Origin of the sequence: Candidatus Bartonella washoeensis Sb944nv (assembly GCF_000278135.1) — a bacterium.
GTDB lineage: Bacteria > Pseudomonadota > Alphaproteobacteria > Rhizobiales > Rhizobiaceae > Bartonella > Bartonella washoeensis.
Map to the genome: position 1 here is coordinate 1 of NZ_JH725025.1, position 9,850 is coordinate 9,850.

The 9,850-nt window shown below is 43.6% G+C and carries 3 protein-coding genes; all 3 read left to right on the forward strand.

Going from position 1 to position 9,850, the window contains the following annotated elements; translation table 11 throughout:
- Nucleotides 1–1,445: ShlB/FhaC/HecB family hemolysin secretion/activation protein (locus MCQ_RS06505; protein WP_006924309.1), on the forward strand; the 1,445-nt coding region annotated here is incomplete at its 5' end.
- Between the two features lie 25 nt (nt 1,446–1,470).
- Nucleotides 1,471–9,591: a hemagglutinin repeat-containing protein gene (locus MCQ_RS06510; protein ID WP_006924314.1), complete on the forward strand. Its 8,121-nt coding sequence runs from the start codon at nt 1,471–1,473 to the stop codon at nt 9,589–9,591.
- Nucleotides 9,588–9,850: hypothetical protein (locus tag MCQ_RS06515; protein ID WP_006924316.1), on the forward strand; the 263-nt coding region annotated here is incomplete at its 3' end. The genes MCQ_RS06510 and MCQ_RS06515, both read left to right, overlap by 4 nt.

Genomic DNA, 9,850 nt, shown 5'->3' on the forward strand with positions numbered 1-9,850 from the left:
TTGGGAGATGTATAGGGCTTGCTGATATCCAAACATTGATCAAACAGTTAACCAAGCTTTATTTAGATAAAGGTTATGTGACGGCGCGTTTTTATATACCGGATCAAGATATCAAAAGTAGCAAGACGCTCAAATTTGTTGTTGTTGAAGGTAAGCTTTCAGAGATTTATTATAATGGTTCTCCGGCTTCCGCTCATAACAATGTTGTGTGGAGTGCTTTTCCGAGGCTTAAAGGGCATATTCTCAATATGCGCGATATTGAACAGGGGCTTGATCAGATCAACAGGCTTCAGTCAGCGCATGCCCAAAGTGAACTTTTACCTGGGCATGAGGAGGGAAGCACTATTGTTAATATTAACAATCAGCCTGACAAAGCTTTGAGGGTTAGTGTTTCTCATGATAATCTTGGCCAAGCCTCGACGGGTTATGCGCGTTATAGTGCGGGCTTAAAGGTAGAAAATATTTTAGGGATCAATGATGCGTGGGATTTTAGCTATCAACGCAGTGAACCCGACTATTGGGGCGAGAGCAAACAAGAGGGGCATAGCAATAATATTTCTGCCAGTGTGAGTATACCGTACGGTTATTGGACCTTTGCTTTCAATGGCTATGCCTATAATTATCAGAGCATTATCAAGGGCAATTTTACAGAGATTGAAACGACAGGGGATTCCAGTGAATTACACGCCAGCACAAGCACTGTTATACAGCGTGATAGTGTTTCACTGACCACACTCAATTTAGGTCTTTCTTATAAGAGAACCAACAATTACCTTCTTGGCAATAAGATTGAGGTTGGCAGTCGGCAATATAGCGTTGCTAATTTTGGGATATCGCATTCTCGCCAGATGCTTGGTGGGACTTGGACCTTTGACGTCAATTACTTGCAAGGTCTTAAATGGTTTCATTCTGTCAAAAAACATGATCCAGGGGCGGGGGATGCAGAGCCACAATTTGCTAAATTTACCGGCACACTGAGTACCATGACACCCTTTAAGGTTGGAGAGTGGAACTTTATCTTCAATACCCTTTTGGTAGGGCAATATTCACCGCATAATTTGTTGGGAGCAGAGCAAATTTCGTTGGGTGGGGCTTCTAATGTACGTGGCACACGTGAGAGTTTGCTTTTTGGCAATAATGGTTTTTTTAGCCGTAATGATTTGTCTTTACGCGCAGTACCTTGGAGCAACAGTGCACCTCTGAAAAAGGTTTTTGGCGAGTTTCGTCCTTATGTTGGTTTGGATTATGGATGTGTGTTTTCGCAATCTCAAACAGACAATCATTTGTATGGATTGACCCGTGAACAGCTTGCCGGTTGGACAGCAGGGGTCAAGCTTGTGGGGGGCATTGTCTCTCTTGATGCAAGCTATTCCAGCATTTTGTGGAGCACAGTCAAACACAACAAGTCAGGAACGGTTTTTGTGACGATCACAATGAATCTTTAAGCGTCTTTTATTGGGGAGTTAAAGCATGAGATATGAGAAGAAAGCAAACAGAGAAAATTTATTAAGCGTTTTAGTCTCCAGTACGATGCTCAAAAAGGTTTTATTTGGGGGATTTGGTTTATCTTTTCTGTTGCAGCCTTTAGCGGTTCAGGCGCAAATATCTGTTGATTCCAACGCCGGTGCCGTTCATCAGCCTGATATTGTAGCAGCCCCCAATGGGGTTCCGTCGATTGATATTGTCACACCCAATGGCAAGGGCTTGTCGCACAATAAATATCACGATTTCAATATTGACAATCCAGGTGTTATTCTCAACAATCATGCGCAAGAAGTAGGGCAATCTCAGTTGGGGGGCATTATGCCGGGAAATCCGCATTTGCACTATTCTGGTTCAGCAAAAGTGATTTTAAATGAAGTCACCAGTGGCAAGCGCAGTGCATTGAATGGTCCAGCGGAAGTTTTTGGGCATCAAGCTGATGTGATCATAGCCAATCCCAATGGCATAAGCTGTGATGGTTGTGGTTTTATCAATACACCCCATGCGACCTTAACCACGGGTGTTCCAGAAATTGATGCCAGCGGTTTTCTGAAAGGTTTTGAGGTCAAAGGTGGGGATATGACCTTTGGAGCAAAGGGAGCCAATTTTTTCTCTGGCAAGGGTTCGGTTGATATTGTCGATATTGTCTCACGCACGGTACATTTTGAAGGTGTTGTCGCAGGTAGGGAGATCGGTGTAACAGCTGGAACGGGGCACTTTGATTATGCTTCACGCGAAATGAAAGAACTTACTGATATTACTGGTAAACCGGAATATGCGATAGATGGTTCTGCACTGGGGGCCCTGCAGGCAGATCGCATTAAACTTGTTGCAACAGAAAAAGGTGTTGGCGTTCGGATGCGTCATGATATGGCGACAAATGCCGGGCAGCTACAGCTTTCTGCTGATGGGAAACTCTCGTTGAAGAATGTTTTTGGTCACGGGGGTGTTGTGCTCAAATCGAAAAGCCAGAGCGTGTTGGCAAAAAACATCACATCGAAAAAGAATATTGAGATTACAGCAAAAAAGGATGTCACTTTACAAACAGTTGCTGCCGATAGTCATGTAAAAATAGAGGTACAGGATGGGCTTTTATCGATTGCCGGAAACGCAACGTCTGGGGGCAATATGGAGCTGTCTTCGCGCCAGACTCTTAAAGTTTCAGGGCTTGGTTCTGGCGCTGATATGGCTCTTGAAGCAGGTGGAGATCTGAAGATTGAGGGGATTGTTTTAGCGCAAGGGAACCTCAAAGCACATGCCAGTGGTGATATCCAGGCGCAGCTTTTAGCCGGTGGGGTTGATATGGCGGCTACAGGTGCTATTGGTGTTGTTGTTCTTGGCACCAAAGGGGATGTTGATCTCCAGAGCAGTCAAGGGGCGATTGTCGCTGAAAGTGTTTATGGAGCAGGAGATATCACCTTGGTTTCACATAACGGGCTTTCTGTTTCTCAAACGATCCTATCGCATCAAAATATTGCTATTCATGCACAACCAAACACAAATACCTCCGTTCATTTTGGACAACTTTTAGCCAATGGCGATGCAAATATTAAGGGCGGGGCGGTTGATTTTACTTCTCTGATAACGAGGGGTGATACCATTTTAACAGTTGGAAGTTTGGATGCTGGGACGCTTATTACAGGTATCGTTGAGGGAGGCGAGATAGGTGATCTTGTTTTAGATGAAAATGGCTCACTTTTTATTACAGCACAAGAGGGCATCAAGGTTAAACAAATTGTTAGTGGTGGCAATATTGAACTTTTGGCCGGCAACGACATTTATTATGATCATGTCATGGGTTATGGCACCGCAACACTGACATCGGTGTCTGGAGGGATCAGTATTGAACATGAGCTGTCTGTTAGAGGGGATGTGAGATTGACGGCAACAACCCTCGATTTAAGCAATGATCGTTCTCATATTCACACGCCGCAAACGCTGTTTTTAAAGGGGGATACTATTGATATCTCAGGCAGCACGCTGATTTATGGCGGTTTAGACTTTAATAGCATAAAAGCTCTTGAGATTCGTCATGCATTGCTCAGAGCCATTACGCAAGAGGATGGGACTGGAGATATTCTCTTTATTGCTCCAAGTGTTATGGCTGATAAAGATACCTCTGTTTTGGCTGCCAGAGATTTCGTAATCAAAGCGGGGGCGCTTGAAAATAGCGGACAATTGGCATCGGGTCAGGATTTAGTCTTTACCGTGACGGGCGATGTGACCAATAACAAGACAGGTTTAATCTATGCAGGGGGGAGTGGTGCCCTCAAAGTCGATGGCACTGTGTTGAATGATTTTGCTGCCATTTTGGCAGAGGGTGATTTGTTTTTTGTCAATGCACAAGGCACCGGAAAGAGCCTTTCCCTTGTCAACAAAGCGGGCTTGATCCAAGCCGGTGGAACCCTCGCCATCCAAACAAAATCCCTAAAAAATCAAGCCGATAGTACGCCGGAAATTATCAAAACATCCCAAAATGCGACTATTTCATTCCAAAAACCAGAGCGCTTTGATTCAATTGAAAATGCGATTTTGTATCATACAACAAGTGTAGTACATGATTTTGGGATAAAAGAAAAATGGGGCGTCTCCTATAAAGAAGTTGAATGTTCAGGAGACACATGTGATCTTCACATTAAAAATTTTTTGCCCAACAAAGAAGCAACTTATGGTAAGATAACTTTAAAAGATGCGGTAATGTACAAGACGTTTACTTGGAAAGAGAGTGAAAATCTACTTTTTTATCAAGGGTATCGATGGAATAACTTGTCACATATGACAGAGAAAACTGTCACTGAAGCATTTTCGCATAAACCCACTATTCAGGGGATGATACAATCTAGCGGCAATCTCATCATTAATGCTGATACCATTGACAACCATTACAGTATTATAAGAGTGGAAGGAAACGCTGATATCCACGCCAATGTGCTGAGCAATTTAGGGGCAACGGCTTATAAAAATACCTTTATGGGCTGTAACGCAAATACGGATTATTATTGTTATGCTTATAACGCTGATGGAAGTCGTAATGTTGCTTTAGACATAGCAAGTAATGGTGCTCTTCGCCATATCAGTTCGGAAATTGCGGATACCGTTTCTGGTCTTGTTCAAGCGGGTGGCACGTTGAATCTGGTGGTTGAGACACTCAACAACATGGCTGCTGAAGGTTCCATTACAGGGGATGCGCATTTTAAGGCACAAGCCGTTGGGGGTGATCCACTGGGGGCACTGAGTGGTTTAACAGCAGCAGGTGCTTTGTTTACGCCAAACATCGCTATAGATGGTACAGCTGGTGTTTCGGATGGGAGTTCGTTGCCTTTACCAAAACCACAATCGGGTGGGGTTGGTGGCACCTTGCCGAAACAAAATTTCCTTTATGAAACGCGGGCGCAATTCCTCGATGTTGGCAAGTTTTATGGCTCAGCCTATTATTTAAACAGAATTGGTTACAATCCTAACAGAGAGATTTTTTTCTTAGGGGATGCTTATTTCGAAAAGCAACTGATTGAGAAACAATTGCGTGATCTTGTTGGTCAAGGTTTGGGCAAGGGCTCCTTTATTCCTGGCAGTGATGCCATTGAACAAGTTAAAATCTTGCTTGACAAGGGAGCAGAATATGTAAGAGCACACAATCTTCCCTTTGGTGATGCCTTGAGTGAAGAACAATTGGCTTCCCTAGAAGCACCGATGGTGATTTATGTGCGCCAACAAGTAAAGGGCATGGATGTTTACGTACCGGTGCTTTACATCCCAGAAAAAGATAGAGCGTCCTTTGTTTCTGCAGGTGCATTGATCATGGGGGATGATGTCAATATCACCAGCCAAAATACGAGCAATTCAACGATAACCAATTTAGGGAGGATTGCGGCAGCACACCAATTGTATGTGCATGGCGGGGATATTTTTAGTCAAGGGGGGCATTTTGCTGCTGGTGGTGATGCTGTTTTGCTTGCGGAAAACAACATTGGTTTTGAAGCAGGGCGAACAAGCGTTGAAGGTGTGGAGACTATTTTAAACACCGATGCGCTTTCTATTGGTGGTAATGCAACGGTGATTGCTAAACAAGGTATCATAGCCTCAGGGGTGAGGATCCCCACAGGAGGTGATCTTACAATGTCCACAGAAGAAGGCAACTTGACAATAAGCTCAGCCACAACCTATCACCACAGCGAGCATAGTGATTCCACCATGCACCATAAATCGCAAGTCAATTCTGGGGGCTCAACGACACTTGTCTCTGGAAAGAATCTCAATGTTCTAGGCTCTGATGTTCAAGCAAAGGAGAGCTTGCATTTACAAGCTGAGGAGAATGTTTTGATTGATGCTACGCGCAATAGTATGGACAATCAAAATGGCAGTGAAACATCGCATGTTGCCTTACACAATGGCTCTCATTTAAGTTCTGGACAAGATATCACTGTTATATCCAGTCAAGATATTCATATTTCTGCTTCCGATATAGATGCGAAAGGCAATATTGCCCTTGGTGCTCAAGGGGAGATAGCGATAGGGGTAAGAGAAGATGAAAGGAATTATTATTTTCAGAGTAGCGACTTTAGTATTGACAGGCAAGAGTCAATTGTTCGCGGCTCATCGATAAAAGCTGAAGGTGATATTACCGCTGTTGCTGGGCAGGATGGCAGGCCGCATGATCTCACCATCACGGGCAGTTCTGTTGTGGCTGAGGGCAAGGTAGGGCTGAAAGCCAGCAAAGATGTCCTGATTACCAATGCGGAGGATAGCTTACACCGTGAGATATCTAGCTACACAGATGGCGGATTTTTAGGAGGAAGCTCATACTATCATGAAACTTCTGATGCTACCCAAGTTGTGGGTTCAAGTGTCACAGGGGGTGAAGGGATAGCTGTTGAATCTGGCAATGATAGCAAAATCATTGGGTCGATGCTGCTTGCTGGCAAAGGAAAGGATACGCCAGAAGAGCAGAAACAAGCGGATATTTCCATTAATGCTGGTGGGGATATTGTTATAAAAGGTTCTCAAGAACACTACGACCAACAAAAGCAATCTTCAGAAAGCGGATTTTTGCACGAGGAATCCTCAGATAAATCTGAATCGCATACTACAACGGTTTCTTCTATTCTTGGTGCGACAGGCAACATTGGCATGGAAGCACAAAGGGATGCCAAGGTTTCTGCTTCTCATCTGCTTTCGGGTCAAGATATCGCTGTGAGTGCAGAAGATTTGACGATTGATGGCATGACAGATCACCATAGCAGCCACTCAGAGGAGCATGAAACAGGTTTTGGTGTGGGTTCAGGTGATGGCTTTGTGTCGTTCTACGGCAGTGAGGGAAAAACGCAAAATGAAGAGAGTTTTGAGTATCAAGGCTCTTCTTTGAATACGGATGGCACTCTCAACATGACCGCCAAGAAAAAGGATGTGACAATTGTAGGCTCTGATCTTGCAGGGAAAGATGTTCATCTTACCGCAGTCGGTGATGTCAATGTGCTTGTTGGTCATAAGAGCCATAGGTTAAACAGCCAAGAAGAGCGTGAAGGTTTTGGCTTTCAGTTTGAAAAGAGCAGCAGCAGTGCTTCTGTGGGTGTTGGGGTTGCGAGCACGAAGGACACAGGCGATCAATGGGAAATAGCTTCCGTTCAATCGCACATCACGGCGAAGAAAGATGTACAGTTTAATGCCGATCATGATGTTAATTTACAAGCGGCAGATGTTTTGGCAAATCGTGATGTCAACATTGAAGCCGGCAATAATATCACGCTTGAGACAAGCTATGATACCTCTAACGCAAAAGAAAAGCATGAAAAATCCTTTGCAGGCGTTACAGGTTCTATCAATGTTAGCATTCTTGGTACTGTACAAGATGTAAAGAATGCAGCAAAACGTTTTGATCATGGGGATACAAAACACAAAATCGGTAATGGCATTATTGTAGGTCTAAAAGGCCATGATCTTTATAATAAAGGCAAAGATCTTTACAATGGGATAAAGGGTGACTCACCAAAAGATGCTCTTGCCAATATGGCTGATGTTTCAGCCAATGTGACAGTGGGCTTTAAGACTGAGAAGGCAGAGGCGTCTTCTCAATTTTCCACCGCGGTGACAGGGACAATAGATGCATGGCGTTCTGTTAATATGCAAGCCCACAAAGGCAGCATCCATGGTGTTGGAGCTGATATTATCGCTGGCACTAATTCGGATTACGCACTAGACAATGATGTGCAGAGTGGCAATATCAATTTGGAAGCAGGAAAACATATCACCTTTGAAAGTGCACAAAACACGCAAAGCACACAAAACAGAAGTGAAAGCGCTTCAGTAAATTTTGGATACAGCTATGGCACCGGTGGTCCAGGGGCAACAGGCAATACCGCTTTTAGTCAAGGGGAAGGCTCCAGTGAGGAGGTTCAACAAAAGAACCGCCATATCATTGGCACCGGCACTGTTCATACCATAAGTCAGGGAAACACCACACTAGCAGGTGCTGTGGTTTCTGGAAATCAGGTCAAAGTGGATGTAGGGGGTGATTTGACCATTGTCAGCCGCAGTGATACGGGTCAAACCTCCAGCAAGCAAAACTCTTTTTCTATTGGGTTTAATAGTGGAAAAAAGGATGATGCAGCCACAACCAATATTTCCTTGAACAAGGATAAATCCTTTAGTGATTATCATAGTGTTGTAGAACAATCAGGCATCAAAGCTGGTGATGGTGGTTTTAAGATCAACGTTAAAGATAAAACGACCTTAACTGGGGGGCTTATTTCCAGCACCGCGCCGACAGAAAAAAACAGCCTGATCACAGGAAGCATTAGCGCCAGTGATATCACCAACAGTGCCCATGCTCAAGCCAGCAACGATGGGATCAGCATTTCTGCAAGTGGTCCGATGTATCAGGGCAAATATGGTATCGCGAAAAACATCGCCAAAAATGCTTTGGATCATGCAAAAGCTAAAGATTCAAAGGAAGGGGAAACCAAATCCGCTATCAGCGATGGTACCATCATTATTACCGATGAAGCGGGTCAGAAGGCACTGACAGGGCAAGATGTGGAACAAGCGATCTCCTCCTTTAACCGTGATATTGCTACGGCCCATCAGGGTGTACAACAACTTGATGTAGGCAAGTTAGAACAAATCGTTCGTGAAAATCGTGAAATGGCAACGCAACTCTTAGAAGAAGGGTTTAAATACAGCGATGAAGCCTATAAAACCATGTTTATCAAAGAACACCCCATCGCTGTAGTCAACCGTGATGAAAAGGGCAATATAATCTATCGCAAAGATAAACATGGGCAGTATATAACTGATAGCCGTGGACAAAAAATACCTCACTTTCATTATTTAACAGCTGAGGAAAAGGAACACTTGCAAGCTGGTTCTGATGGCGAGGTCCATGTTTCGTTCAATGGCATTTTTACACCACCAGAGGAGGCAGCTGTTTATGCAGAACAACATGCTAAAAATCAAAATGAACCGCTTTATTTTGTTGTTTTCCCCGAAGCTGACTCAGCAATATCAGAGCTGATGGTTGCAGGCTATCAGAAGTTTATGGAAAATAACTTTTGGGGTTTGACCAATTCAACACAAGAAGCACAGAATCTGATGAATGCCTATGGCAACACGGGGTTAGAACTTTACGGCCATAGCCGTGGTGGCATGACATTGGGGAATATGCTGTATTCTTTCAAACAAAAAGGAGTGCACGGGATAGCTGACAATACAACTATCAATCTTTTTGGACCAGCTTATAATGCTCAAGATATGGCAAATACGCTAAATTTCAAACAAAAAGGAGTGCACGGGATAGCTGACAATACGAATATCAATTTCTATGGATCAGCCTTTAATGCTTTAGTTGCATCCGCTTTTTTAACTTATGTGAGTGATGGCAAACAAACCACTGTTGGTTTGGAAAATCATAAATATGACTTTGTTGGCGGGGTGATTGGTGGCAACCTTGCTACTTTCTCCAAGGTACCTGCTGGTAGTAACTGGTGGAAAGAAACATGGAAAATGTTCTCAGATCCTATAAATGTTCATACTTGTCTTGGAGATGCGGGTCCAAAATGTCGAAATATATATGGACTTTCCAATCGAGTAAAAGTCCCTTTAAGGAGTAAAAAATGAAACAAATCTTTAAATTATTGAGTTGCATAGCTTTATTAGTTATAACTGGATGTCAGTTTAATAAACCTCCTGCAGGATACTTCACTGTGTGGGAAAAATCAGGAGCAGATCGGCTTGAGGTAAAAAAAGCACTTTTAGAATGTGGAATGCCAACTCCTTATGATGTCGATCCAGAAAACAGAAATTTAAGCAACAATGGATGGGCAACCATAGAAGCTTGTATGATTCAAGCTGGTTTCCGTGATAAGGTGGGGGGGGG